Below are 24,707 nucleotides of genomic sequence, written 5' to 3' on the forward strand. Positions count from 1 at the left end.
GATGAATCTCCTTGTTGTTCTAGCGGTTTCGCAACCGCTCGGTGATGTGGACGAAGGATTCGACCCAGGCGTCGAACGCCTCGGGCCGCTCCTGATTGGCCAGATGTCCGGCCCCTCGCAGGGTGACGAACACCGCGTCCGGGATCCCGCCCGCCAGTACCTGACCGGCCGCGATTCCGGTGACGCCGTCCTGGTCGCCGCTCAGCACCAGGGTGGGCACATCGACGTTCGGCAGTTCGGCGGTGTGGTCGGTGGCGGCCATGGATTCGGCCGCGGCGCGATACCCGTCCGGCCGCACGGCAGCGGCCATGGCGGCGGCGACGGCGGCGACATCCTGCGGATCCGCCTGTGGTGAAAGCAGTTTCGGTGCGCGCGCGGCGGCGAACCGCTCGGCTCCGACGGTGTCCAGCTCGTCGGCTCGGGCGCGCATCGCCGTTGCGGCCGAGGGGTCGGCGCCCGAGCCGACGGTGGAGCTGCCCAGGATCAAGCTGCGCAGCAGTTCGGGGCGTCGCAACGCCAGGCGGGTCGCGATGACCCCGCCCCAGGACATGCCGAGAACATGGGCGGTGCCGCAGCGGTCGGCGATCAGCTCGGCCACGCGATCGGCGTAATCGTCCAGAGTGCACGGTGTTTCAGGGGTAGTGCTACGCGCGTAGCCGGGTGCGTCCCAGGCCAGGACGTGCAGGCGGTCGGCCCAGTCGGCGAACTGTGCGGCGAAAGTGTCGGCGCTGCCGCCGATTCCGTGCAGCAGCACGATGGGCGGGGCGTCGCGCGGCCCGAGTTCGGTGACATGCAGATCGGCCATGGCTCAGTACCTTCCGGCGTCGGCGACGCGGACGTCGGTGCCGATCTCGGTGGCCTGGACCGCGCCGGGAATCTGCTCGCGCAGCTCCGGAAAGCGTTCGAACGCACCGGGATCCGCGATCCCCGCCATATGGGTGCGAGTCTGCGGCGAGGGCGGCCCGGCGGTTCCCCAGGTGTCGGAGAGTTCCGGAATGCGCCGCCATACCCGGCACAGCCACCGGTCCTCCTCGACCTGCGCGATACCGCTGGTGTATTCACAGACCAGCCCGGCCGGATCGGCGAAGTAGGAGAAGGTGTTGTCGCCGGGACCGTGCCGCCCCGGACCCCACAGCGGGGTGATGCCGCTGTGCCGCAGCCGCCCGATGCCGCGCATGAAGTGGTCGACGCTGGGCATCTCGTAGGCGACATGGTTGACCGAGGTCCAGCCGGCCTGGTTGAAGGCGATGCTGTGGTGGTCGGAATTGCAACGCAGGAAAGCCATCTGGTGTTCGGACCAGTCCGAGACCCGCATACCGAGCACCGAGGTGTAGAAGGCGACGGCGGCGTCGATGTCCACGGTGTTGAGCACCACGTGGGTGACGCCGACCGGGACCGCGTCATGGCGGCCGAGTTCGGCGACGGCATAGGTGCCGGAGAGCAGTTCGATGACCCGGCCCTCGATATCGGCGAACCGGAGGCCGTAGCCGCCGCCGGCGTCCGCCACGGGGCCGGGGCCCTCGAGTACCGGGATGCCGAGCTGTTCGAGGCGGCGCGCGGCGGCGTCGACCTCGGCGGGGGCGGATACGGCGAAACTTATGCGGCCCAGTCCGTTTCGCTCGGCGGCGGTGAGCTGCAGGACGTGATGCTGCGGGCCGCTGCCGCGCAACCAGGCGACATCGTTGTCCTGTTCGACGGTGCGCAGGCCCCAGATCTCGGTGTAGAAGTCCACGGATTCGGGGCAGGCGACGGTCCGCAGTTCCACCGAGCGTAGTGCCCTCAGCCGGGCGATCGGCTCATTCATGGGAATGCCTCCAGATTGTTTGAGCAATAAATAACTTAGCGCTAAGTTAAATGGGCGGCAAGTCCTCGGCGCGAATTCGGTTCCGGATCGGTCGGATCCGGCTCACGCCGAGTCGATCAGCTGTCCGCCCAGGCGATCGGCGCGTCGTCCATGCCCAGATAGATACTCTTCTGCCGGGAATAGGCGCGAATTCCCGTGCGGCCCTTCTCTGTCGACAATCCGCTCTCCTTGACTCCGCCGAACGGCGTGGAGATGCTGAACTGCTTGTAGGTGTTGATCCACACCGTGCCGGTGTACAGCGCGCGCGCCAGCCGCCAGGCCCGCCGGTAGTCCCGGGTCCAGATGCCCGCGGCCAGACCGTAGACGGTGTCGTTCGCCTGCGCGATCAGGTCCGCCTCGCCGTCGAACGGCAACGCCACCAGCACCGGGCCGAAGATCTCCTCTTGGCACACCCGCGCGTCGTTGGCCAGACCGTCGATGACGGTCGGCAGATAGTACGCACCCCCGGCCAGTCGGGGATCGTCGGGAACCGCTCCGCCGCAACGGATTCGACCACCTTCGGCGCGGGCCAGCTCGACATACCGGGCGACCGCGTCTCGATGCCGGTGATGCACCAGCGGGCCGACCTGCACGCCGGGCTCGCGGCCGGGGCCCACCCGAAGCGCCTGTGTCTTCGCGACCAGCCGGTCGAGGAACTCCTCGTAGATTCCGGCGTCCACGAACAGCCGCGATCCGGCGATGCAGCTCTGTCCCGACGAGGAGAAGATGCCGTACAGCACCCCGTTCACGGCCTGCTCGACATCCGCGTCGGCGAGCACGATGGTCGGCGACTTGCCGCCCAGTTCCAGCGATACCGGCATCAGCTTCTCGGCCGCCGCGTGCGCGAGTGTGCGACCGGTGGTGGTGCCGCCGGTGAAGCTCACCTTCCCGACCCCGGGATGTCTGACGATCGCGTCACCCACCACCGATCCGCGGCCGGGCAACACCGACAGCAGTCCCGGCGGCAGCCCGGTCTCGTCGATGATCCGGGCCAGGGCCAGCGACACCAGCGGTGTCCACTCGGCCGGTTTCACCAGCACGGCGTTACCAGCGGCGAGCGCCGGCGCGATCTTCTGCGCGTCACTGGCGATGGGCGAGTTCCACGGGGTGATCGCGCCGACCACGCCGATCGGCTCGTGCACGCTCATGGTCAGGTACGGGCCGCGCGGTGTGGTCAGATCCTCGTCGGAGGTCTCCAGCACGGCCGCGAAATAGCGAAAGGTATTGGCGGCGCTGGCAACCAGGGCGCTGGTCTCGGTGAGCGTCTTGCCGGTGTTGTAGCTCTGCAACAGTGCCAAGCGCCGGGCCGCCCCCTCAATGGCGGCCCCGATCCGGTGCAGGTAGGTGGCCCGTTGGTGCGGCAGCAGCCCGCGCCAGGCCGGATCGACGGACGCCGCCGCACCGGCGCTGACCGCCGCGTCGACATCCTCGACGGTGGCATGCCCGACCCGCTGCAATTCGGATCCGGTCGCCGGATCGATCACGCTGGTGGCCGCACCCGCGCCGTGCTTCCAGTTGCCCGCGAGCAGGAACTCGTCGGGCACGGGCTCGAATATCATGTCGGGCAACGTCTTCGGCGCGCCGGTCATGCGGTGATCTCTTCCAAGGTCTTCTCCTTCGTTTCCATGGCGAACAGGCCGAAGATCAGGCCACCGGCCAGGGCGATCGCGCCGAAGATGGTGAACAGCGTGCGCAGCGCACCGTGGTCGAGCAGCCAGCCCACGAGCAGTGGGCCGAGCACCATGCCGAGGCGGCCGCAGGCGCCGCCGAACGAGACTCCGAGAGCGCGCATCGAGGTGGGGAATACCTCGGTGGTGTACAGGTACAGGGCCAGCGTCACCGAGAACACGAAAAGCGATGAGCCCGAACACCACAGCATGACCTTGAAGGCGCTGCCGGTGGCGGTGGCGGCGGTGAGGAACAGCAGCGCGGACGCCATACCCAGGGCGAAGGCGATGGACAGTCGGCGACCGAGGCCGTCGATGAGCAGTGCGACCAGCACACACCCGATCACCCCGGCGAACGTCGTGATGACGCTGTAGTGCAGGCCGGTGGCCAGCGAGACGTGGAATCGCCCGGTGTACAGAGTCGGCAGCCACGAGGTCAGGCCGTAGTTGACGAAAAACGTGGTGAGCCAGGTCATTCCGATGACGGTGGTGCGTCGCAGATACGGACCGCGGAACAGGTCGAGCAGGCGCGCGGCCTGTGGTTGGGCGCCGGTCGGCATCGGCACGGGGGCGGGCAGGGTCTTTCCCGACGCCGTGATCTCCTGCTCGATGCGGGTCATCGCGGCGTCGGCGTCGGCGATCCGGCCGCGGGCGGTCAGCCAGCGCGGCGATTCGGGAAGCTTCAGCAGGATCGGCAGCAGCACGATCGGGAGCAGGCCGGTGACGAACAGCCAGCGGTATCCGGCGTGCGGCACCACCCACGATGACGCGATCGAGGACAGCAGCAGCCCGATCGGGAAGATCGTCTCGTAGAGCAGCACGAACCGGCCGCGGTGCCGGGCCTTGGAGATCTCGCCGATGTAGCAGGTGGCGACGGGAACTTCGGCGCCCAGGCCCAGACCCTGCACGAAGCGGAAGACGACGAACAGCGCGAGCGTACTGCTCAGTGCCATACCCAGGCTCATCAGGGAATAGAGCAGCATCGCGCCGATGACGACGGGCAGCCGCCCGACCCGGTCGGCGAGCCGTCCGCCCAGGAGGGATCCGATGAGCATGCCGATCCCGCCCGCGGCGATGACCCATCCGCTCGCGGTGGTGGTCAGGTGCCATTGCTTGGCGATCTTCGGCATCGCGTAGGCGATCATGAGCTGGTCGAAGCCGTCGAAGAAGGTGACCGCGCCGACGGCGACGCGGGCCTTGATATGCCATCGACTGATCGGTAGCCGCTCCAGCCGGGCGGCGATGGCAGCGGCGTCTGTTGCGGTGGCGGTTGATGCCATGGAGGTATCTCTCCGATCCCCAGCGAGATCAATCGCTGAGCGCTAAATCATTTGGCACAAAGATATAGCCGTACGTCACATCTGGGGTCAACCCTTGACTTTTGTCGAAACATGCTGTTATTGCGCGGTTACTGTGCCGCAACACGCCCGGGGTGGGGCTTGACCGGCGCGGCATCGCAAATTAACTTAGCGCTAAAGGTTCTTGTCAGCCGGCTCTGCGACCGAGGAGATCACCCGATGTCAACTGCGGTTTCCGCCCAGCACCCCTACCGCCCGGCCGTGCGTGCGGGGCAGTTCGTATTCGTTTCCGGCGCACTGTCGGTGGACGGCGACTACGTGCCCGTACCCGGTCGCACCGAGGCTCTGGACGCGGCGGCGGACCGCATGCTGGAGCGCCTGGCCACCGCCGGCGGCGGCCTGGACGACGTCGTGAAGCTGACCTACTTCGTCACCGACCTGTCGTTGCGCGAGGAGGCCAACCGCCAGTTCGAGCGCCTGTTCGCCACCGCTCGACCGGCCCGCACCTTCGTGGAGGTCAGCGCGCTCCCGTACGGCGCGACGGTCGAGATCGACGCGATCGCGTGTGTGTCGGCCGAACCCGGTGCGGTCGCCGAGTAGCCTGGCCGATACCGTCATCCGAAATTCGTTCGAGCCCAACGGGAGGAAGCGTGGCGCGGTCGAACCCCGACCGGGATGCGGTCGACGACATCGTCGCGCAATGGCATCAGCAGCGACCCGAGCTGGATGTCTCGCCGCTGGAGGTGTTCGGCCGATTGCACCGCAATTACGTCTACTACCAGTCCTCGCTGACCGCGCTGTTCGACCGGCACGGCATCAATATGGCCGCCTTCGATGTTCTTGCCGCCCTTCGTCGTTCGGGCCCGCCCTACCGGATGACGGCGGGGCAGCTGGCCGAGATGGCCCTGGTCACCACGGGCGGCATGACGCTGCGCGTGGATCGCCTCGAAAAGGCGGGCCTGGTGGAACGCGAACGCGACCCCGATGATCGGCGCATCGTCTACTCCCGCCTGACCGAGGCGGGACTGCGCGTGCTCGAGGTGACGGCCACCGATCACTTCGCGAACGAATCCCGCATGCTCGCGGGGCTCACCTCCACCGAACAGGCCGGGCTCGCCCATCTGCTGCGCAAACTCGAACGGTCCATCCTCGCCGCGGAATCCACCGAACCGGAACAGTCCCACGCGGATTCGGCCTGACGTGTCGAGCGGCACCCCGCCGAGAGCGGTGTGCGCCGCTGGTGGGAATCCCTACCCGTCACCAGGCGCGGGTATCGAAGGGCGCCTGACGTTCGCGCTGCCCGGAAATCTCCAATGAGCCCTCCAGGCGCTCCAACAGTGCTGCGAGTCGGCGGCGTTCGGCCGGTACGAGTCCGGCGAGCATGTCGAGTTCGTTGGCGAAGTGGTCCTCGATGAGCCGATCGGTCAGCGCCAGTCCGGTATCGGTCAGGCGTAGATAGACGATGCGCCGGTCGTTCTCGTCGCGTTCGCGCAGGATCAGTCCGGCCTCTTCCAGTTTGTCGGCCCGCAGCGTGATGCCGCCGGTGCTGACCAGGCTGGACGTCGCCAGGTCTCCGGCGGTGCGCCGGTAGGGGGCCCCGGCTCGGCGCAGGGCCGTGAGTACGTCGAGCGCGGCGAAACTGATGCCGTGCTGCTCTATGATCCGGCTGATCTGGGTCTGGTAGCGCAGGAAGCATCGGTGTAGCCGACCGAAGACCGCCAGCGCCGAGACATCGGTGTCGGGCAACTCGGCCCGCCACTCGGTCAGGATGCGTGACACGGCGTTGGCGCCGGTGTCCGCTGCTTCGTCGGAGGTATCGGCGGGAGTCGGCATGTCCTGCAACGCGACCGCCAGCACGGCCGCGAGTGCGGGTTCGAGCTGCTCGGTCGGGACGGAGTGGGCGGGCTCGTGCGCGAACAGGTAACGCTCCATGATCACGCCGAACAGGATGCTGCGCACCAGCCCCGCGCTCGCGTCGGCCGTGGCGGACCCGTCGAGCAGATGCGTCAGGGGGCCGCTGACCTGCTTCTCCAGTACCTCGCGGAGCATGGCCGCGCTCGGTGGATGGGTGAGTGCGGAGCGGATCAGGGCGGGCCAGGGATCGTCGGGCGGCAGCTGGTCCCAGCGTGCCAGATAGGCGTGGGCCAGGGCTTGGGCGAGTCGCTCCGGTCCGCTGCCGGCGTGCGCGACGACGTCGGTGCCGATGCCCGCGCCACCGCCGACCACCTCGCGGAAGAGTGCGTCCTTGGTGCCGAAATACGACATCACCAGTCCCGCGGTCACCCCTGCCTCCGCGGCGATGGCCCGGATGCTCACCGCGTCGTACCCCTGCGCGGCGAAGAGTCGTCGCGCCGCGGCCAGCACGGCTCGGCGGTTGCGCTCCGGATCGTATGCGCGGCGGCGGGCTGTCGACCGCTGCCCACTCAGGGAGGTCATCCCACCACTTTAACGAGCGTTCAAAACTGGACGATGATATTGAACGGATGTTCAAAAGTCTGGCCGCTGAGACGGCAAGGGCTCGCTGGCCGAGTGCGTGTTTCGGGCGTGTTGCCTCTCGAATCGACTCGAACTTCCTCTTGCGAAAGAGGAAAACCTCGGATAATAATCTTAATAGCAAGATATTCCCCCGGTGTGCGGGACCCGACGGCGGCGCTGCCCAGCCTGGTGTGCCGACCGGCCGCACCTCACCGGGATCACTCGAACATCACCCCGGAAGACACGATTCGATGAGCGACAGCACTCGAACCCTGCGGGTTCAGCAGAAATCGTGGGAGGCCGCGGGCGTCACCGCCATCACCCTGGTCGACCCCACCGGAGCGGACCTGCCCGGCTGGGAGCCGGGCGCGCACCTCGCCCTGCATCTCCCCAACGGGATGGTGCGCGAATACTCCCTGTGCTCCGATCCGGTGGATCGGCGGCGGTGGACCGTCGCGGTACTCCGCAAGCCGGATTCGCGCGGCGGCAGCAGTCACATCCACGACGCGCTGCCGGTCGGTTCGCTGCTCGAGGTCGACGGCCCCCGCAACGCCTTCGCACTGGAAGAGACTGCCGCCCAACACATTCTGGTCGCGGGCGGCATCGGGATCACCCCGATCATCGCGATGGTGCGCAGCCTCGAACGGCGGGAGCGCCCGTGGCGTCTGCTCTACACCGGACGATCCCGCTCGACCATGGCGTTCCTCGACGAGATCGCGAAACTGCCCGCCGGCCGCGTCACCGTGCACGCCGACGACGAGTCCGACGGACGCTACCCCGACATCGCGGGACTGCTCGCGGACCTGCCGCCGACCGCACTGGTCTACTGCTGCGGCCCCGAACCCCTGATGGATGCCTGTGGCGCGGCGCTGGCCGACCCGAGCCGGCTTCGGCTCGAACGCTTCAAAGCACCCGAGCCGGTCGCCGCCACGACCCCCGACGACGAGTTCGACGTCGTGATCGCCACGACCGGACAGCGGGTGCGCGTGGGCGCGACCACCTCGGTGCTCGACGCGCTGAACGCCGCCGGAATCGCGGTGGCCTCCTCGTGCACCGAGGGAATCTGCGGCACCTGCGAGGTCGCGGTGGTCAAGGGCGATATCGACCATCGCGACTTCGTCCTGAGCTCCGCCGAGCAGGAGAGCGGAACCACGATGCTGCCGTGCGTCTCCCGATGCCGGTCCGCCGAACTCGTCCTGGATCTGTAGGACACCGACCGACTTTCTCACCCTCCCTACGACCGATGAGGAGCCACCGTGCTCAAAACCGCTGACAACGACCAGATCTCCCAGGTCGGGCCCGGCACGCCGATGGGAACGTATCTGCGGAAATTCTGGATGCCGGTGGCGCGCAGCGCCGCGGTCCGTCCGGGCGCGGATCCGGTGCGCGCGAAAGCGCTGGGCGTGCCGATGGTCATCTACCGGCTCGCCGACGGCTCACTCGGCTGCCTCGACGAGCAGTGCCCGCATCGCCGCGCCTCGCTGGCCCTGGGATTCAACTCCGGTTCCAGCCTGACCTGCATCTACCACGGCTGGGAGTTCGGCAGCGGCGGTCGCTGCGTCGCGGTGCCCACCGAGCCGGAACAGCGGCGGGACCGGTTCCGGGAGATCCTGCCGGTCAATGCGCATCCGGTGCGCGAGGCTGCGGGGATGATCTGGGTGTATCTGGGCGACGGCGATGAGCCGCCGTTCCCGGATATGGATTTCATGGGTCTGGACGAGGAACAGTGTCAGGCCGTGGTCGGGGTGACCCGGTGCGGCTGGGTCCAGTGCCTGGAAGGTCTGGTCGACACCGCGCACCTGGGTCAGTTGCACAAGACCCAGTTCCCCGGACAGCATCAGGTGGCCTACGAAGCCGCGCCGTCGATCATCGTCCGGGACCGTCCCTACGGTATGCGGATCTACGCCGATCGCCCGCGGCCGGACGGCGGGCACTACTACCGCGTCACCGAATACATCGCGCCGTTCTGGTGTTTCGTGCCGCAGAACGACGAGCGTGCGGCATTCTGCATCGTGCCGATCGACGACACGCACTGCCTGCAGTGGGTCATCTGGTACGACAAGAACGATCGGCTCGACCCGGCCAAGCCGCTGGGACGGCATGTCGCACCGCTGACCCTGCACCCCGACGACTTCACCGCCGACATGCGCGGCAAGCAGCGGTGGGGGCAGGACCGCGACACCCTCGGCCGCGACCACTTCTCGGGCCTGGGCAACCTCTTCTTCGAGGATCTCGCGGTTCAGGAGAGCCAGGGCGCGATCATGGACCGGGAGAACGAGCACCTCGGTTCCAGTGATGTCGGGGTCGTGCGGCTGCGCAAGATTCTGCGCGACGCGGCGACCCGGGCCGTTGCGGAAGTGCCGGTCATCTTCAATCGGCCCGGTGAGAACGACCTGAAATCGGTGCGCGGCGCCGCATTCGAAAGTGACGGCGACGATGCGGAAGCGGCGCTCGCGGTGGCCGGGCGCGGGGTGTGAGAGCCGCGATGGATTCCGAAAGCAACAGTGCGGCAGCCACTTACGCCGCAGACGTCGCGATCGCGGAATACGACTCGATTCGGTTCTCCGATGTCGGCTGGATCGGAATTCGGCAGTTCCGCCGAGATCCGGAGGGGTCGTTCTTCGTTTCGGGATTCGATGCCGAGGGCACCTGGGTGCAGAATGTCCCACTGCCGCACGGAGTTCGGTTCCGCGTGCGGTGAGCGAACGCGCAGGCCGCCTCAGTCGGACTTCGCGGGTGTGCGGATGACGGCGGGGGAGCCGCCGATGATGCCGTCGGCCTCGAGTTCGCCGATCTCTGTTTCGGTGAGACCGAGTGCCGCGAGCACCTCGGTGGTGTGCTCGCCCAGCAGCGGTGCGGGGGAGCGGTGGAACTGCTCGGGGCCGGCGGAGAAGCGGACGGGGACGGTGCTGTGCCGGGCGGTTCGGGCCACGGGGTGGGAGACCGGTTCGAAGAACTCGCGCGCGTCGAGCTGCGGGATCTCGAACTGGCGGTGTGGCTGCATCGCCTTGGCGACGGGAACGCCTGCGTCCCAGAGGATCCGGACTATCTCGTCGCTGTCGCGGGTCGCGCACCACTCGGCGAGGTGTGCGTCGATCGCATCGTGTTCGCGTCGTCGACCGGCGGCCGAGGACAGATCGGGGGATTGGGCCCAGGCCGGATCTCCGAGAACCTTGGACAGGGCGCGCCACTGGTCGTCGGTGCCGACTGCGATGGCTACCCAGCAGTCCTGGCGGCCGAATTCGTCTGTGCCCGAGGCCTTGTAGAGATTCTGCGGGGCGGCTTCGGGGCCCCGGTTGCCGTCGCGTTCCAGCAGGGCGCCGTAGGCGGAGTGTTCGATGACCTGCTCGGCGGCCACGTTGAGGGCGGCGTCGACCATGGCCGCCTCGACGAGCATGCCGTTTCCGGTGCGGCGGCGGTGTTCCAGCGCCAGCAGCAGGGCGTTGAGGGCGTGCACCCCGGCGTTGGGATCGCCGATCGAGTAGGGCTCCAGCGGATTTCGGTCCGGGTGGCCGGTGAGCCAGGTCAGGCCGGAGGTGTCCTCGATGACGTACGCGAAGGCGGGATTGTCGCGCCACGGGCCGTCCAGGCCGAAGCCGGGCATGCGGACCATGATCGTGTCCGGTCGAAGTTGTTGTACCGCAGGATAATCCAGTCCGATCTGATCCAGCACGCGCGGCGTGTAGTTCTCCACGATGACATCGCAGGTGGCGGCCAGGCGGGAGAGCAGCGCACGCCCACGATCGGAGCGGAAATTCAGGGTGATGCTCTTCTTGTTGGTGTTCAGCCCGGAGAAGATCGGCGAGTACTCCCACCATTGCTCCTGCGTCGCGGGCACTCCCGCGATGAGGCGGGTGCCGTCGGGGCGGGTGGCGGATTCGACGTGGATGACCTCCGCGCCGAGCATGGCCAGATAGTGGGTGCAGGACGGTCCCGCCCAGTAGGTGGTCAGATCCAGTACTCGAAGTTCCTGGAAGGGAAGGGGATTCAGTGTCGCGGCGGGTCGCGCGTCATGGCGTTCCGGGCGGGCCGCGCGATATCGGGCGGTGTGCTCACCCAGTCGCGGCGCGGGCAGCGGGCCGCCCAACCAGGTCGGCTGCGGGCGATACGGCGGACGCGGCTGAACGAATCCGTCGCGCGGATTCACCGTGAAACTCGCACGAGCGATGTGATGATCCATCGTGGTGGCATTGGCCCCGTTGACCACCGGTCCGTTCGGAATTCGGAACGCGGAGGCCAGATCTCGGATCACCTCGGTCGGCTGCTCGGCCAGCCACGCGAAGATCTCGGGTGCGTTCTTCCCGGCCCGTTCGGTGATCGACAGGTCGGTGTCCTCGTCGATCCACTCCGGATGCCCGACCATCGCACACAGATCGAACCACTGCTGCGAGGTGCCGCACCCGAGGGCGACCATCCCGTCGGCGGCGGTCGCCACACCGGGCACACTCAACCGTCGCTGCGTGCGGAAGGGCCGGTCCAGGGCTTCGTAGAACGACACCGGGAAATAGGTGAGCCCGAGGATCTGCGTCTCCAGGACGGACAGATCGACCAGCTCACCCGTCCCGGATCCGAGTGTGCGCAGCCGTGAGGTCATGGTGGCCGCCGAAGCGTATGCCCCGGCGAACCATTCGCCCACCCGGCCGCCGATGTGCACCGGGGGCTGTTCGGGTGCGCCGCGTCCCAGCCCGACGATGCCTCCGGACCACGCCTGCAACGTGAATTCTGTTGCCGCACGGTCACTCCAGGGGCCTTCGAGCCCGAACGGGGTGATCGCGGTGACCACCAGATGCCGGTGTGCGCGGCGTATCGCGGAGATGCTCAGCCGGGGATGCTCGGTCAGCCGCGAGTCCCGCGACCAGACCACGATGTCGGCCGAATCCAGCAGCGTGTCCACCAGATCCAGATCCTCGGTACGATCCGGATCCGCGCGCACACTCTCCTTGCCGCCGGCCAGGAAGCTGAACAGTGCGCCATCGCAACCGTTTTCGATCGCCGCACCGGACGCCGACCAGGATCGCAGCGAATCACCCTCGGGCGCTTCGACCTTGATCACCTGCGCGCCGCCGTCGCGCAGCATTCTCGTGCAGTACCCGCCCGCGATCCCGCTGGACAGATCGATCACGACACAGCCGCGTAGCGGCGGGGAGACCGACCGTTCCGAGGCGCGGGTGGTTTGCCTGGATGACATTCTCGCTCACCGACTTTCGCCGCACGCCGCAGTGCGGCTACACCTTCTTGTTCCGGCCCGACCTGCTGAGCCGGAAATCCGGCGGGAACTGCGCGTCGTTGTCCTTCACCGAATTGTTCAGCCCGTTGTCGAACGCGTTGTCCAGCATCAGTTCGTCGTCGTCGGCGCGGATGTGCCCGCCCATCGATTCGAAGAACCCGCTCAGCAGACTGCCCATGTATTCGCCCTGATGCTGCTTCATCACCTCGAAGAACACCTTCTGCATGAAGACGGTGTCGGTGGGGCGATTACGCGAGCAGGCCAGTGCGTACTTCGCGGTCTCGGCCTCGAGTTCGTCGCGGGGGACCACCTTGTTCAGGAAATTGCACTCGTACATCTCCTGCGCGGTGAAGGCGCGTCCGGTGAACACCATCTCCTGAAAACGCCGCAGCCCCATGGTCTGCGCCCAGGTCCACATCCGCGGTCCCCAGCCGTAGTAGCGGAACGAGGGATGCCCGAACAGCGTGTCGTCCGACGAGATCACCAGATCGGCGTCCGCGGCCTGGTAGAAGTGCCAGCCGTAGCAATAGCCCTTGGTCTCCACGATGCTGATCTTCTTGAATTCCTGCAGGCTGCGGCAGCCGGCCGAGGCGTTGGCATACCACTGGCTGATGGTCGCGCCGTGCCGGAAGGAATCCTTCGGCGGGTACTGCACCTCGTCCTCGCCGATCCGGTACTCGGCCAGTCGCCGCTTCTGGGACGGGTCGTTCTGGATATCCATGAACTCCGGCAGATCCGCGCCGGTGCCGAAATCGTTGCCCGCGCCGCGGACGACGAGCACCTTGACCTCGTCGTCCACGCTGGCCCGGTGCAGCAGATCCGCATAGCGCAGCCGCGCGGCGACGGTGGGCGCGTTGAGCTGATCGGGCCGGTCGAAGGTGATCGTCGCGATCCTGGTCTTCGTATCCTTCTCGTAGCGGATGATCTCCTCGGCCGAGGGCTGATCCGCCTGTGTCGAGGATTGGTCGTTCGAGGGCTGCTCGGATTCGGACATGCCCGCCTCCTTTGCTGAAAGTGATCGGGGGACAAGAGATCCGAAGCTCGGAGCACTGTGCGCCGAGCTTCGGACCGCTCAGTGTTCCCAGTGGGGCGCGGAGGTGAGCACCTCGAAGCCGTCGTCGGTGATCAGCACCGCGTCGCGGCCGAATACCGCGCCGACTCCGGACTCCCAGACGTAGCCCGTCACCGCCAGCACCATGCCCGGCTCGAGCCGTTCGGCCTCGGCCGTGGCGCGCAGCTGCGGTGAGACGACGGGCGAATCGAATCCCATGCCCAGGCCGCGTGCGACCGGCATCGCGGGCAAGGGTTCACCCGCGAGTTCATACGCGGTGAGCAGTCCCGCCGCCGTCTCGCCCGGACGGCAAGCCTCGAAAAGCCTGGCCTGCAACGCATCCCAGCGTCGATACAGCTTGCGAGCGCCGTCGCTCGCCGAGCCGACCGGATACGTCCGGCCGACCTCGCCGATGTATCCCTCGCCGAGAACTCCGGCCGAGAACGCCACCAGATCACCCTCGTGCGCGCGCCGGTCCGCGCCCGCGCGCCGCCACGGATGTTCCTTGGAGGTCACCCACACCGAATCCTGCGAGGCCGGGGTGCTGATCCCGGCCGCGGTCATCGCCTCGAGCATCGCACCGATCAGCACCTGTTCACTACTGCCGGAGGCGAGTTCGGCCACGGTCGCGGCCAGGCCCGCCTCGGCGACCCGCAGGGTGCCGCGCAATACCTCGATCTCCTCGGCGGTCTTGATCCGCCGCGCCGTGCGCATCGCCAGCTCGCCGTCGACCAGTTCGGCATTCGGGAAGGCCAGCGGCAGCAGCTTCGCGAAATTCGGTGAGAGCGCGTCGGTGCCGACGCGTACCGCGGTCGACGCGCCCTGGATGTCCCGAAGTGCCGCAATGGTATTCATCGGATTCCACATCATCCCGTACAGGTGATCGTGCGGAATGTCCTCGGGAATGCCCTCGTCCCAGGTGCTGAGCAGATGGACCGCACCGGTCTCGCGCACCACCGTGGCCACCGGCCCGAAGGGACGGGTTCCGGCCACCCACAGCTGGGGTGCGCCCGCGACGTAGCGGGCGTTGGCCTGCCGCCCGAGCACGAGGACGTCCAGGTCATGGGCTTTCATCTGTGCCAGTGCGCGATCGCGCCGCCCATGCCGCAGGGCGCGATCGTCCGGCATCACCTCAGTGCCCATAGGGCGCATACGGGTAGTCGGTCAGGGCGATCGAGCCCTCTTCGGTGATCACGATGATTTCCTCGCTTCGGTAGCCGCCGGTGCCGTCCTCCCAGACGACCGGCTCCAGGACCAGCACCATGTTCGGTTCGAAGATGAAGTTCTCGTCGAACTCCGCGCCGAGATCCGTTCCGATCATGGGTGTTTCGGCCGCGCTGACCCCGATCCCGTGACCGAGGTAGAAATGCGGCAGCCAGGGCTTGACCCCGTCGTTGGCGGCCGTGGCCGCGCGCGCGAGATCCGCGGCGCTCGCCCCGGCCCTGGTCACTTCCAGGACCGCGGTCAGGATCTCGTGCCAGCGCTCGAACTGCTTGTGCTGCCGCGCATTCGGCTCCGCGCCCACGGTCCAGGTGCGGCCGAAATCGGAGCAGTAGCCGCCGTAGGTGATGCTGACGTCGGTCCACAGCACGTCACCGGCGGCGAGTTCGCGTTCGGTGGTGAGCAGCGGCAGCGCCAGATCGCCGTGTGTGGTCCACACGCCTTCGGCCTTGGTGTCCGGCATGACCTGCCAGATCGCGTCCAGCATGGTGGCGGTCGCGCCCAGTTCGAAGGCCCGGCGCACGAAGCGCGCGGACAGATCGATCTGGCGGCGTCCGGGCGCGAGCGCGGCCTGTACGTCGACCATGGCCTGATCGGTGATCCGGGCCGCGGTGCGGATGCAGGCGATCTCGTCGGGAGTCTTGATCAGCTTGGCCGGGCCGACGACCAGTGCGGCGTCGGTCGGCGCCGCGCCGGGGAACAGATCCGAGCGCGCCCGCAGCATCGCGCCGGTGCACTCGTCGACCGCGACGGCCGAGCCGGACGGGATCAGATCCGCGAGCACTTTCGCGAATTCGGTGACGCCCTCGTCGAATTCGAGATAGACGGGTCCGTGCAGGTGGTCCGCGGGCAGATCGGTCTCCGCCGAGGTGCCCTCCCGGAACGGCAGGAACAGATGCGGCCACGGATCACCCGCGACCACGACCGCGACCGGTCGTTCGACGTGCGACAGGCCCGCGTCGCCGAGCGGCCAGTTGGCCCCGGTGGCGTAGACGACATTGCTGTTGTTCAGCAGGACCAGCGCGTCGATTCCCTGAGCGGCCATGGCCGAGCGCAGCCGCGCGCCGGTCTCGCGGCGCATGCGTGCGCGGTCGGGTACCTCGGGAATGACGAGTGCCGGTGTGCCGGTGGTGGAAGAGGCCATGGCTACAGACCCAGGAAGTCGGTGATGTTGCCGCTGACGATCTTGGCCGCGTCCTGCGGCCCGACCGCCTCGACCACGCCGGCCAGCGACTTCTCCGAGTAGCCCCAGGTGCTCTCGTTGTGCGGGTAGTCCGAGGACCACATCACCCGATCACGCCCGATGTGATCGATCAGCGACAGTCCTAGCGGATCCACCATGAACGAGGCACGCATGTGGTTGTCCCAGTAGTACCGCACGTCGTGCTCGATCGGCCGGTTGTACATGTGCTTGTAGGAGGCGTTCATGTGCTCGGCGTCCTGGATCGCCGAGGGGACCCAGTTGATCCCGCCCTCGAACCAGCCGATGTTCAGGCCCGGATGCCGGTCGATGATCCCGCTGAACACATACTTGGAGAACAACTCCCGGAACGGCGCGACATTGTGCATCATGCCGACCACCACGCTGTTGACCTCGCACGGCGCGGACAGCGGGGATTCGCCGATGTGATGGGAGACCGGCACGCCGGATTCCTCGATCGCGTCCCACACCGGGATCATCGCGGTGCTGCCGTAATCGATGACCTTGCCGTCGTCGTCCTTACCGGCCGAGAGCGGCAGCAGGAAGGTCTTGAGCCCCAACGATTTCAGCTCGTCCAGGGTGCGGCGGGCGCCGGCCGGGTCCCACCAGTTGATCAGCCCGACGCCGTAGAAGCTGCCGCCGGAGCGTTCCTGCAGTTCGGCGATGTACTCGTTGTACACCCGGAACGCGAGCTCCCGGACCTCCTTGTCCGGGTAGAACAGCAAGGCCAGCAACGCATTCGGGAACGCGAGTTCCTTGGCGATGCCGTCCGCGCGCAGATCGGCGGCACGCGCGTCGAAATTGGCGCTGCCCGACCCGTCCAGCGGGTCGTACTGCATCAGCACGCTGCTGAAATCACCGGGCAGGAAGGACTTCCCCTTGCGGCCGATCTGGAATGCGCCGTCCTCGTACCAGATCCGCGGCGCGCGGTCCTTCATGTTCTCCGGGAACCGCTCGTAGAAGATGTCGTCGGCCAGGGAGATGTGATTGTCGGCCGAGAAGACCTCGGTGCCCGCGGGCAGGCCCACCGAGCCCTGCGCGTGACCGCGACGATCCTTCGGCGGCCCGAATCCGCCGGGCGGGTACAACGAAGCGCTGCTGGTGGGAACCGACATCTTGACCCTCCAAGGGAGTTTTCCGTTTCGCGGGATCGGTGCCTGGTCGATGGGCGGCGGAGGCTGATCCGGGTGGAGTCCGGTGGGCCCGGCGTGGCCCCGTGGCGCCCGCGTGGCTCCCCGGCGCTGCGCCCGGAGACCGTGAATCCCGATGGGAATGAAGTTATCACATTAGGAGAGGGCGATACACCAGTGTTGACCGAACAGACTCCTATTATGCCAGTTCAGCCCGCGAGAATGATGTTATCGTCTATATCTGCTGCCGGTCGTCCTCAGAGAGAATCGACGGAGTCGCGGTGGTAAGTCGGCAGGTCGCGGCGGGTGCGCACGACTCATTGGCCTGAGACCCTTGTCACAACACCCCCAACCAACCTACTGTGTGTTCACTAGGTTTGATCGAGGAGAGCTTCTCGTGACAGATCCACGTCCGTATGCCTCGCTACGCGCCAAGGGCGAAGACCGCAGGCAGCGCATCCTGGAAGTCGCTCAGCGGCTGCTCACCCGGAATGGCTGGCGCAGTACGACTTTGGCGCAGATCGCCGGTGAAGCCGGCGTTAGTCCGGCCGGGCTGCTGCACCACTTCCAATCCAAGGACCAACTCCTGCACGCGGTCCTGGACGCCCGCGACGCCGACGACGCCGCGGATACCGACCTGAGCGGGGATCTGGTCGTGGAGATCCGCAAGGTCGCCGACCGCATGGAGCGCTCGCCCGATCTCGTGGGCACTTTCGTGGTGCTGCTCGTGGAGAACCTGGTGCCCGAGGCTCCACTGCACGACCGCATGCTCGACCGATGGAAAGTGGCGGTCGGCATCGTTGCCGACATCATCCGTCGCAATCAGGAGACCGGACGGTATCGGGCCGACGTCGATCCCGACATCCGAGCTATGGAAATCGTCGCTTTCATCAATGGAATGGAGATGTCATGGCTGCTCGATCACTCGATCCCGCTGCCCGAGGTGTTCGCCGAGTACACGAAGTCACTGGCTCGCGATCTGGCTCCGGACGATCCGGTGAACTGACCGACGCCGATCGATCCGGCGACCAGCGGGGCACGATGCGGTACCGGCTCGACGTCGTCGCGACCAGTGTCGCCGACGTCGTCGAACACGCCGGGGGCTGGCTGTTCGATCGCTCGATCGCGGGCTGGGAGGTCACCGTTCTGGTGGCCGATCCGTCGGACCCGCGGCCGCTGCGCATACTCGGCGCGGACGCGATAGCCCTCGAGGAGGTGCTCGCCTCGCGCGGTCAGGGGCGTCGGCCGCATGCGCTGGCGGTGGCTTGCGATGTGTGCCAAGGGGATCCGCGTGCGCGACGCGGTCTGCTCAAGGCACTGGGCGACGGCGGAATCGAGGTCGTGGTGTGGGGTGAGGGCTGGCCCACGCCGCCGGAGCATCGGGTCGATCCGGTACTGCACCGGCTGAGTGTCGCCGCGCAGGCGTTCAAGGCTCAGGCGCTGACCGCGGCCGCGCGCCCGGTGACCTCGGTCGGGACCACCGAGGTCTTCCGCAGCGGACTGTCGGACATCCCGCCGGTCGGCGCGGATCTCAGCCCGGTCGGCTGAGCGAGAACTCGTCACAAGTCGTGCCGCGTCCCCGGTCGGGACGCGGCGGTTCGACATGGATGCTGGTCAGTCCCACAGACCCGCGCAGGGTAGCGAGGGTAGATCCGGTCGGACGTCGTCGTCCACCGTGACGGTGATACCGGCACTCGTGCGTAATTCCGCGACGATGTCCGCGATCTGTTCGGCACATGCCTGGTAGTCCGCCGAGACCGCACCGGCCTCGATCCGGATGTGCCTGATGCGGCGGGGCGGCAGTTGCATCGCCGTACCGCCCAGGGTCCCTTGGTGCGTGACAACATCGTCACGTGACAACACTTTCTTCCTCCGGGATTATGCGGCCTCAACCGGCCGAGCGATCCGATCGTCTGCGTCGCAACAGCGCGAATAGCAGTCCGGCGACCGCCAGCAGAGCGATTCCGCCGTATCGCGCCATCGAACTCGCGCCCGCGGTGGCGAGTAGATCGATCGGCTCGGCGGGGGTGCGGGGCGGCGGGGTGGCCGCCGCGGCGGGTGCGGGCGCGGGAGTGTGCTCCGGTGCGTCCGGCGAAGTGCCCGCGGCGGACGGGGATAGGGCGTCCGCCGCGGGGGCCGGTGCCGCCGCGGTGATCTCCGCGGCGAGATTGGTGGCGAACTGGCCGATCAGGGTGCCCGCGACATCGGCGAGCGCGCCCCGCCCGAACTGGGCCGGCTTCCCGGTGATCGACAGCTCGGTGTCGACGAAAACATCTGTGGCACCGTCGGATTCGACCAGGCGGCAGGTGATCGTCGCCTTGGCCGTGCCGTTGCCGCGCACTTCCCGCCCGCGGCCCTGCAACACGGCGATTCCGGCGGCCTCGTCCTGGGAGACCACGGTGATGACGCCGCTGTAGCTCAGTCCCACCGGACCCAGTTTGACCTTGATCCGGCCGTGGAAGTCCTCGCCCTCACGTGAGGTGATGTTCGCGCCCGGGACACAGGGCGCGATCCGTTCCAGATCGAGCAGCACGGGCCAGGCCTGCGCGGCCGGAACCGGGATGCGGAAGGTGTTGTCGAGTTTCATCGCCAGATCCTTTGCGTGCTCACGCCTGCTGCGCGGTGGGCGCGGCGGCGGTGTGGTTCGAGTCGGCGGCGGCGCGGACCGCGCGGATGATGCCCTGATATCCCGTGCAGCGGCACAGGTTTCCGGATATCGCCTCGCGGATCTCGGCATCGGTCGGGTGCGGGTTCTCGGCCAGGAAGGCGGTGACGGTGACGATGAATCCGGGAGTGCAGAATCCGCACTGCAGACCGTGTTCGTCCCGGAAGGCGGCCTGTACCGGGGACAGTTCGCCGTCCGGTTCGGCGATGCCCTCGACGGTGGTGACCTCCGAACCGTCGGCCTGCACGGCGAACATCAGGCACGAACGCACGGCCGCGCCGTCCACCAGAACCGTGCACGCACCGCAGACGCCGTGCTCACAGCCCAGATGGGTCCCGGTCAGACCACACCGTTCGCGCAGGTAGTCGGCCAGGGTCAGTCGCGGCGGCACCCGATCCCGGTGTCGCGCACCGTTGATCCGGACCTCGATGTCCAGGTCAGTCATTGCTCGCCTCCTGTACGGCGCGTCGCCACGCCCGCGCCACCATGGCCGTTCCGAGTCGACGGCGATACTCGGCCGAGCCGTGCACATCGGCCGGAATCGCGTGCAGTCCCGCCGTCGCGCTCGCGCCGATCTCTTCGGCCACGACCGCCTCGATCGGTCGGCCGAGCAGTTCGGCCTCGGTCTCGCGCGCCCGCACCGGGGTCGGGGCCAGGCCGAACAATCCGATGGCGCAGTGCGAGATTCGGGAATCCGCGTCGAGCTGGACCGCCAGGGTCGCACCCGCCATCGCGAAATCGCCGGTACGCCGTGCGAATTCCTCGATGGCGAAGCCGGATCGACCGTGCCGCACCGGGAATCGGATCGCGGTCACGATCTCGTCCGGTTCCAGCGCCGTGCTCCACATGCCGGTGAAGAACTCCGCGGCAACGATCGTGCGCCGCCCGCGCGGGGACAGAGTCTCGATTTCGGCATCGAGAGTCGCTGCGACAGCGGGATATTCGCCTGCCGCGTCGGCGTGTGCGATCGCTCCGCCGATCGTGCCGCGATTGCGAATCTGGAAGTGCCCGATCAACGGCGTGGCCCGCGACAACAGCGGCACCGCCCGGCGAATCTCGGGGGATGCGCCGACCGCCGCGTGCGTCGTGCCCGCGCCGATCCGCACCGAATCCGAGCCGATCTCGATCCCGCGGAGTTCGGCCGGACGCCGCAGATCCACGAGATGATCGAACACCGCCAGGCGCAGCGCCAGCATCGGCACCAGGCTCTGCCCGCCCGCGATGATCTTGGCCTCCTCGCCGAGTTCGGCCAGCAAGGTCACGGCTTCTTCGGCGGTGGTGGGCGAATGATATTCGAAGGCAGCGGGTTTCATCGATCCCCCTCCTCACCGGCGCGCGCCCGATCGAGCAGTTCGACGATCCGGCTGGGAGACAGCGGCAGATCGCGGATCTCCACGCCGAACGGGGACAGCGCATCGGCGACCGCGTTGAGCACCGCCGGGGCAGAACCGATCGCGCCGCCCTCGCCGACGCCCTTGAAACTGCCTGGCCCCGGACTCGGCGTCTGCACATGTCCTATCTCGATCGAGGGCACCTCGGTCGCGGTCGGCAGCAGATAGTCCAGGAAGGTCGTGGCGACCGGGTTGCCGTCCTCGTCGTAGGGCAGATGTTCGTACAGCGCGCCGCCGATGCCCTGCACCGTTCCGCCGTAGATCTGCCCCTCCACGACATTGGGATTGATCATCGGGCCGCAGTCCTCGCTGACGATGTACCGCAGCAGCGTCACCTCGCCGGTCTCGATATCGACCTCGCAGGTGCACACGTGCGTCGCGTTGGCCCAGATCGCGATCTGCGGAGTCTTGTGCCGCCCGCTGGCCTCGAGTCCCGGGGTCGTACCCGGCGGCAGGGTGTCCGGCTGGAAGTAGGCGATATTCGCGATCTCGCCCAGGCTCAGGCCGGTGTCGGGAGTTCCCCGCACGGTGGCGCGGCTGTCGGCGAGGTCGATCTCCTCGGGTGCGGCATCGAGCCGATGCGCCGCGATCGCCCGGATCTTCTCCCGCAGTACGGCGGCGGTCTGTTCGATCGCGCCCGCGGTCATCGACCCCGAACGGCTGCCGCCGGTGCCGCCGCCGAAGGGGGTGATCGCGGTGTCGCCCTGGATGGTTCGCACATCGGACAGCTTCGCGCCCAGGGCGTCGGCGGCGAGCTGAACCACGGTGGTCTCCAGGCTGTTGCCCGCCGAACCGCCCGCCACATAGACGTTGACCTTGCCGGTGGGTTCGATCCGGATGGTCGCACCCTCGGTGGCCAGGAACGGGGTGGCGCCGGTGGTCGGTTCCACGTAGGTGCAGGTGCCGACGCCGAGGTAGCGGCCCTGGGCGCGGGCGTTGCGCTGGGCGCGGCGGAAGCGGTCGTAGTCCAGCATTTCGATCGCCTGCTCGAGCGTTTCGAGCGGGGAGATGTTGTCGTAGGTCATCCCGTTCGGGTTCGCCCACGGTAATTCGTCGCGGCGCAACATGTTCCGGCGACGCAGGTCGATCGGATCGATGCCGATCCGCCGCGCCGCGTGATCGAGCAGCACCTCGCGCGCGACCGATTCGAACTGCCACGGACCGCGATAGGCCACCCGGCCGACGGTGTTGGAGTACCGGAACTTCGCGCTGAAGGAGGTGTCGGTGATCCGATACGGCCCGGGGAACAGGATGCCCACGGGTATGCCGCCGGTGATCGGCGAGGGCGTCGGATACGCCCCGACGTTCTGCACGTGCGCGATGGACGCGGCCAGAATCCTGCCCTCGGCATCGAAAGCCATTGCCGCCTCGGCATGTTCGTGCCGGGCCATCCCCGAGGCCATCAGATTCTCCTGACGGTCCTCGATCCACTTCACCGCACAGCCCAGGGCCCGCGCGGCCAGCAGCACACAGGTCTCCTCACGCAGCGGCAGCTGTTTGAGTCCGAAACCGCCGCCGGTGTCGCGGGCGATCACCCGCACCTGATGTTCGTCCGCGCCGATCAGTCGCGCGCAGAAGGCGCGGACTTCGTGCGGGGACTGGGTGGAGATCCACACCGTCATCTCCGCCATCGGCGCGGACCACTCCGCGACCAGACCGCGGGTCTCCATCGGCACCGGCAGATACGCCTGCTGGAAGATGTTCTGGCGCACCACATGTGCGGCCGAGTCGAAGATCGGCTCCAGGTCGGCTGCGGGCCGCCCGCCCATCTCCCCGGCGGAGTTGCCCGCGAATCCGGCGTGCACCAGATTCGGGGAGTCCGCGGCGGTGACGTAGTCGACCACCGGATCCAGCGGTTCGTAGTCGATGATCACCAGTTCGGCGGCGTCCTCGGCGATGTACCGGTCCGCGGCGATCACCAGGGCGACCGGATCCCCGACGAACCGCACCTCCTCCTCGGCCAGCGGCGGGCGCGGCACCGGTGGCATCCCGGCCATGTCCAGGTCGTAAGAGATCTCGCGGGCGGTGGGATTGAGGTCCGCGGCGGTGTAGACGGCCAGGACGCCGTCGAGTTCCAGTGCGTCGGTCAGGTCGATCTCACCGATGCGCGCGCGGGCGAGCGGGCTGCGGACGAAGCAGGCGTGCACCAGACCGGGGCGGGTGACGTCGTCGACGAAGGTGCCCGCGCCGGTGACCAGACGCGCGTCCTCGATGCGCGGCACGCGTGCACCGACGGCCCCGGTGGTGCCGGTGGCAATCTGCGCGCCGGTCATCGCGGGACTCGAACCGGGGTGTCAACCATCGCAGTTACCGTCTCTCCGATGTCATATATGCCAATTATGAGTATGACATTATAGTGCTACGAGAATCACAGTCTCGTCTACTTGTGAAGCGCCACCGGTTCGGTGGTGGGGCGGCGGGTCGGTCCGGCCCGCGGCCGACGATCGCCGGAGGTCATCGTGCGCGAACTCGGCACGCAGCTACTGCGATGGCATGCCGCGGACACCGTCTATGCCCTCGCGACCGTGGTCGGCGTGCGCGGCAGCGCACCGCTCCCGGCGGGGACGAGCATGGCGGTGGACGAATCGGGGGCCGTGTGGGGAAGTGTGTCGGGCGGTTGCGTCGAAGGCGCGGTCTACGACCTGTGCCGGGAGGTGATCGCATCGGGTGCGCCGGTGCGCCGCCGCTTCGGCTTCAGCGATTCGGACGCCTTCGCGGTCGGCCTGACCTGCGGCGGTGAGCTGGACGTCTTCGTGCATCGGATCACCGCGGCCGAGCGCGCGGCGGTCGAGGCCGCGCTGGATTCGCGGGCGGCGGTCGCGGTAGTGCGCGATCTGGAATCGGGCGCGATCGCGACCCTCGGCCCGGAGGGTGTGGTGGGGGAGGATTTCGATCCGGCGATCGTGCGCCTGGCGCGGGCGATGCTCGATATCGGTGCCGGCGGTGTGCGCGTGGTCGGCTGCGCCGATCGCGAGCGGACGGTGTTGGTGACCTGTTTCGCCGCGCCGCCGCGCATGATCATCTGCGGTGCAACGGATTTCGCTGTAGCACTGGCACGGGTCGGCCGACTGCTGGGTTATCGGGTGACCGTCTGCGAGGCGCGTCCGGCGTTCGCGGATCCGGCCCGGATTCCGGACGCGCAGGAGGTGGTGCGGCAATGGCCGGATCGGTATCTGCGTTCGACTCCGGTCGACGCGCGCACGGTGATCTGCGTGCTGACTCACGATCCGAAGTTCGATATCCCGGTGCTGGTGGCGGCGTTGCGGCTACCGGTGGCCTATGTGGGCGCGATGGGTTCGCGTCGCGCGGACCGCGATCGGCGTCGCCGGTTGCGGGAGGCCGGGATCACCGAGGACGAAATGCGTTGTCTGCGTTCGCCGATCGGCCTGGAACTGGGCGGGCAGACTCCGGAGGAGACGGCGGTGGCCATCGGTGCGGAGATCGTGGCCGTCCGGCGCGGCGGCTCCGCGCTCGCGCTCTCGGCGACCGACCGGCCGATCCACCCCGTCGCGACCGATCGGCGCGCCGCGGGGTGAGT

23 protein-coding genes are annotated in these 24,707 nt (G+C 67.9%); 8 read left to right on the forward strand and 15 right to left on the reverse strand.

What is annotated here, in order from left to right:
• Window positions 1–19 precede the first annotated feature (19 nt).
• The 4 genes from K7711_RS26350 to K7711_RS26365 all read right to left on the reverse strand — a co-directional run bounded on the left by K7711_RS26350 (window position 20) and on the right by K7711_RS26365 (window position 4,790).
• Window positions 20–805, reverse strand: coding sequence for an alpha/beta fold hydrolase (locus tag K7711_RS26350; protein WP_222972113.1), 786 nt, complete (start codon window positions 803–805; stop codon window positions 20–22).
• 3 nt (window positions 806–808) lie between these two features.
• Window positions 809–1,804, reverse strand: coding sequence for a VOC family protein (locus K7711_RS26355; protein ID WP_222972114.1), 996 nt, complete (start codon window positions 1,802–1,804; stop codon window positions 809–811).
• Between the two features lie 116 nt (window positions 1,805–1,920).
• The gene (locus K7711_RS26360; RefSeq protein WP_222972115.1) at window positions 1,921–3,432 is read right to left on the reverse strand and encodes an aldehyde dehydrogenase; all 1,512 of its coding nucleotides are present in this window, start codon (window positions 3,430–3,432) and stop codon (window positions 1,921–1,923) included.
• Window positions 3,429–4,790 carry an MFS transporter gene (locus K7711_RS26365; protein ID WP_222972116.1) on the reverse strand — a complete coding sequence of 454 codons (1,362 nt, stop codon included), beginning with the start codon at window positions 4,788–4,790 and terminating at the stop codon, window positions 3,429–3,431. The genes K7711_RS26360 and K7711_RS26365 overlap by 4 nt, the downstream gene beginning before the upstream one ends.
• A gap of 237 nt (window positions 4,791–5,027) precedes the next feature.
• Here K7711_RS26365 and K7711_RS26370 point away from each other — a divergent pair, with 237 nt between their 5' ends.
• Both K7711_RS26370 and K7711_RS26375 read left to right on the forward strand, forming a co-directional pair.
• Window positions 5,028–5,408, forward strand: coding sequence for a RidA family protein (locus tag K7711_RS26370; protein WP_222972117.1), 381 nt, complete (start codon window positions 5,028–5,030; stop codon window positions 5,406–5,408).
• A 50-nt stretch (window positions 5,409–5,458) separates the two neighbouring features.
• Window positions 5,459–6,007: a MarR family winged helix-turn-helix transcriptional regulator gene (locus tag K7711_RS26375; RefSeq protein WP_222972118.1), complete on the forward strand. Its 549-nt coding sequence runs from the start codon at window positions 5,459–5,461 to the stop codon at window positions 6,005–6,007.
• Between the two features lie 58 nt (window positions 6,008–6,065).
• On the opposite strand, the gene K7711_RS26380 is transcribed toward K7711_RS26375, so the two are convergent.
• Window positions 6,066–7,244, reverse strand: coding sequence for a TetR/AcrR family transcriptional regulator (locus K7711_RS26380; protein ID WP_222972119.1), 1,179 nt, complete (start codon window positions 7,242–7,244; stop codon window positions 6,066–6,068).
• Between the two features lie 290 nt (window positions 7,245–7,534).
• Between K7711_RS26380 and K7711_RS26385 the strand changes: the two genes are divergently transcribed.
• The 3 genes from K7711_RS26385 to K7711_RS26395 are packed head-to-tail and all read left to right on the forward strand — an operon-like array spanning window position 7,535 to window position 9,984.
• Window positions 7,535–8,491 carry a PDR/VanB family oxidoreductase gene (locus tag K7711_RS26385; protein ID WP_222972120.1) on the forward strand — a complete coding sequence of 319 codons (957 nt, stop codon included), beginning with the start codon at window positions 7,535–7,537 and terminating at the stop codon, window positions 8,489–8,491.
• A gap of 48 nt (window positions 8,492–8,539) precedes the next feature.
• Window positions 8,540–9,760 carry a Rieske 2Fe-2S domain-containing protein gene (locus K7711_RS26390; protein ID WP_222972121.1) on the forward strand — a complete coding sequence of 407 codons (1,221 nt, stop codon included), beginning with the start codon at window positions 8,540–8,542 and terminating at the stop codon, window positions 9,758–9,760.
• A gap of 8 nt (window positions 9,761–9,768) precedes the next feature.
• Window positions 9,769–9,984, forward strand: coding sequence for a hypothetical protein (locus tag K7711_RS26395; RefSeq protein ID WP_222972122.1), 216 nt, complete (start codon window positions 9,769–9,771; stop codon window positions 9,982–9,984).
• 18 nt (window positions 9,985–10,002) lie between these two features.
• On the opposite strand, the gene K7711_RS26400 is transcribed toward K7711_RS26395, so the two are convergent.
• From K7711_RS26400 to K7711_RS26420, 5 genes are all read right to left on the reverse strand, one after another.
• On the reverse strand, window positions 10,003–12,471 hold the full coding sequence (locus tag K7711_RS26400; protein WP_222972123.1) for a CaiB/BaiF CoA-transferase family protein: 2,469 nt from the start codon (window positions 12,469–12,471) through the stop codon (window positions 10,003–10,005).
• Between the two features lie 37 nt (window positions 12,472–12,508).
• Window positions 12,509–13,504, reverse strand: coding sequence for an enoyl-CoA hydratase/isomerase family protein (locus K7711_RS26405; protein WP_222972124.1), 996 nt, complete (start codon window positions 13,502–13,504; stop codon window positions 12,509–12,511).
• Window positions 13,505–13,582: 78 nt separating this feature from the next.
• Window positions 13,583–14,704 (reverse strand): M24 family metallopeptidase, encoded by a 1,122-nt coding sequence (locus tag K7711_RS26410; protein ID WP_222972125.1) that lies wholly within the window; start codon window positions 14,702–14,704, stop codon window positions 13,583–13,585.
• Window positions 14,694–15,926, reverse strand: coding sequence for a M24 family metallopeptidase (locus tag K7711_RS26415; RefSeq protein WP_235747769.1), 1,233 nt, complete (start codon window positions 15,924–15,926; stop codon window positions 14,694–14,696). The genes K7711_RS26410 and K7711_RS26415 overlap by 11 nt, the downstream gene beginning before the upstream one ends.
• A gap of 2 nt (window positions 15,927–15,928) precedes the next feature.
• Window positions 15,929–17,098, reverse strand: a complete 1,170-nt coding sequence (locus K7711_RS26420; protein WP_222972126.1) for an amidohydrolase family protein — start codon at window positions 17,096–17,098, stop codon at window positions 15,929–15,931.
• A 412-nt stretch (window positions 17,099–17,510) separates the two neighbouring features.
• On the opposite strand from K7711_RS26420, the gene K7711_RS26425 reads away from it, so the two are divergent.
• Both K7711_RS26425 and K7711_RS26430 read left to right on the forward strand, forming a co-directional pair.
• Window positions 17,511–18,119 (forward strand): TetR/AcrR family transcriptional regulator, encoded by a 609-nt coding sequence (locus tag K7711_RS26425; RefSeq protein WP_067887403.1) that lies wholly within the window; start codon window positions 17,511–17,513, stop codon window positions 18,117–18,119.
• Between the two features lie 35 nt (window positions 18,120–18,154).
• On the forward strand, window positions 18,155–18,661 hold the full coding sequence (locus tag K7711_RS26430; protein WP_040825407.1) for a hypothetical protein: 507 nt from the start codon (window positions 18,155–18,157) through the stop codon (window positions 18,659–18,661).
• A 66-nt stretch (window positions 18,662–18,727) separates the two neighbouring features.
• Here K7711_RS26430 and K7711_RS26435 read toward each other — a convergent pair whose 3' ends face one another.
• Genes K7711_RS26435 through K7711_RS26455 form a run of 5 tightly spaced genes read right to left on the reverse strand, consistent with a single transcriptional unit; the run spans window position 18,728 to window position 23,442 of the window.
• Window positions 18,728–18,973: a hypothetical protein gene (locus K7711_RS26435; RefSeq protein WP_222972127.1), complete on the reverse strand. Its 246-nt coding sequence runs from the start codon at window positions 18,971–18,973 to the stop codon at window positions 18,728–18,730.
• Window positions 18,974–19,001: 28 nt separating this feature from the next.
• On the reverse strand, window positions 19,002–19,700 hold the full coding sequence (locus tag K7711_RS26440; protein WP_222972128.1) for an SRPBCC family protein: 699 nt from the start codon (window positions 19,698–19,700) through the stop codon (window positions 19,002–19,004).
• A 19-nt stretch (window positions 19,701–19,719) separates the two neighbouring features.
• The gene (locus tag K7711_RS26445) at window positions 19,720–20,223 is read right to left on the reverse strand and encodes a (2Fe-2S)-binding protein (RefSeq protein ID WP_040825402.1); all 504 of its coding nucleotides are present in this window, start codon (window positions 20,221–20,223) and stop codon (window positions 19,720–19,722) included.
• Window positions 20,216–21,091, reverse strand: coding sequence for an FAD binding domain-containing protein (locus tag K7711_RS26450; protein ID WP_222972129.1), 876 nt, complete (start codon window positions 21,089–21,091; stop codon window positions 20,216–20,218). The genes K7711_RS26445 and K7711_RS26450 overlap by 8 nt, the downstream gene beginning before the upstream one ends.
• Window positions 21,088–23,442 (reverse strand): xanthine dehydrogenase family protein molybdopterin-binding subunit, encoded by a 2,355-nt coding sequence (locus tag K7711_RS26455; RefSeq protein ID WP_222972130.1) that lies wholly within the window; start codon window positions 23,440–23,442, stop codon window positions 21,088–21,090. The genes K7711_RS26450 and K7711_RS26455 overlap by 4 nt, the downstream gene beginning before the upstream one ends.
• 186 nt (window positions 23,443–23,628) lie before the next feature.
• Between K7711_RS26455 and K7711_RS26460 the strand changes: the two genes are divergently transcribed.
• A complete protein-coding gene (locus tag K7711_RS26460) occupies window positions 23,629–24,705 on the forward strand; it encodes an XdhC family protein (protein WP_222972131.1) in 1,077 nt (358 codons plus the stop codon).
• Window positions 24,706–24,707 lie beyond the last annotated feature (2 nt).

The sequence above is a fragment of the Nocardia coffeae genome (genome assembly GCF_019890715.1).
Taxonomy (GTDB): domain Bacteria; phylum Actinomycetota; class Actinomycetes; order Mycobacteriales; family Mycobacteriaceae; genus Nocardia; species Nocardia jiangxiensis.

Excerpts from the sequence above, each read along its gene's own strand:
- K7711_RS26350 (WP_222972113.1), bottom strand. The coding sequence starts at position 805 with ATGGCCGATCTGCATGTCACCGAACTCGGGCCGCGCGACGCCCCGCCC.
- K7711_RS26355 (WP_222972114.1), bottom strand. The coding sequence starts at position 1,804 with ATGAATGAGCCGATCGCCCGGCTGAGGGCACTACGCTCGGTGGAACTG.
- K7711_RS26360 (WP_222972115.1), bottom strand. The coding sequence starts at position 3,432 with ATGACCGGCGCGCCGAAGACGTTGCCCGACATGATATTCGAGCCCGTG.
- K7711_RS26365 (WP_222972116.1), bottom strand. The coding sequence starts at position 4,790 with ATGGCATCAACCGCCACCGCAACAGACGCCGCTGCCATCGCCGCCCGG.
- K7711_RS26370 (WP_222972117.1), top strand. The coding sequence starts at position 5,028 with ATGTCAACTGCGGTTTCCGCCCAGCACCCCTACCGCCCGGCCGTGCGT.
- K7711_RS26380 (WP_222972119.1), bottom strand. The coding sequence starts at position 7,244 with ATGACCTCCCTGAGTGGGCAGCGGTCGACAGCCCGCCGCCGCGCATAC.
- K7711_RS26385 (WP_222972120.1), top strand. The coding sequence starts at position 7,535 with ATGAGCGACAGCACTCGAACCCTGCGGGTTCAGCAGAAATCGTGGGAG.
- K7711_RS26395 (WP_222972122.1), top strand. The coding sequence starts at position 9,769 with ATGGATTCCGAAAGCAACAGTGCGGCAGCCACTTACGCCGCAGACGTC.
- K7711_RS26400 (WP_222972123.1), bottom strand. The coding sequence starts at position 12,471 with ATGTCATCCAGGCAAACCACCCGCGCCTCGGAACGGTCGGTCTCCCCG.
- K7711_RS26405 (WP_222972124.1), bottom strand. The coding sequence starts at position 13,504 with ATGTCCGAATCCGAGCAGCCCTCGAACGACCAATCCTCGACACAGGCG.
- K7711_RS26410 (WP_222972125.1), bottom strand. The coding sequence starts at position 14,704 with ATGGGCACTGAGGTGATGCCGGACGATCGCGCCCTGCGGCATGGGCGG.
- K7711_RS26415 (WP_235747769.1), bottom strand. The coding sequence starts at position 15,926 with ATGGCCTCTTCCACCACCGGCACACCGGCACTCGTCATTCCCGAGGTA.
- K7711_RS26420 (WP_222972126.1), bottom strand. The coding sequence starts at position 17,098 with ATGTCGGTTCCCACCAGCAGCGCTTCGTTGTACCCGCCCGGCGGATTC.
- K7711_RS26430 (WP_040825407.1), top strand. The coding sequence starts at position 18,155 with ATGCGGTACCGGCTCGACGTCGTCGCGACCAGTGTCGCCGACGTCGTC.
- K7711_RS26440 (WP_222972128.1), bottom strand. The coding sequence starts at position 19,700 with ATGAAACTCGACAACACCTTCCGCATCCCGGTTCCGGCCGCGCAGGCC.
- K7711_RS26445 (WP_040825402.1), bottom strand. The coding sequence starts at position 20,223 with ATGACTGACCTGGACATCGAGGTCCGGATCAACGGTGCGCGACACCGG.
- K7711_RS26450 (WP_222972129.1), bottom strand. The coding sequence starts at position 21,091 with ATGAAACCCGCTGCCTTCGAATATCATTCGCCCACCACCGCCGAAGAA.
- K7711_RS26455 (WP_222972130.1), bottom strand. The coding sequence starts at position 23,442 with ATGACCGGCGCGCAGATTGCCACCGGCACCACCGGGGCCGTCGGTGCA.